Here is a 240-nt window from a genome sequence, read left to right as displayed (position 1 = left end):
ACCGCTGATCTGGGTCCGGCCGCCGGGAATGGCTTCTTGGATCATCGGCGCGCTGACCACCTGGGAGTCCAGGGTGAACGCCGTCTGGGTACCGATGTGGGCGGCGGTGAAGTCGGCCCAGGTGTTTGCGGCGGCGGGCTTGAACTGGAGATCGACGACGTAGCCGATGCCGCGCGGGTTCTGGCTCGCGCTGGCGTCCTGGATCTGGTCACCACTGATGATCGAGGGGCCCAGCAGGTA

1 protein-coding gene is annotated in these 240 nt (G+C 66.7%); it reads right to left on the bottom strand.

Annotated features, from left to right (window positions below):
• Positions 1-240, bottom strand: a 240-nt coding sequence (locus B8W69_RS29580; RefSeq protein WP_439330656.1) for a SecDF P1 head subdomain-containing protein, incomplete at both ends; no start/stop codon positions are given.

It is taken from the genome of Mycolicibacterium vulneris (assembly GCF_002104765.1).
Classification (GTDB): domain Bacteria; phylum Actinomycetota; class Actinomycetes; order Mycobacteriales; family Mycobacteriaceae; genus Mycobacterium; species Mycobacterium vulneris.
This window is presented reverse-complemented; position numbering and strand designations above follow the sequence as displayed.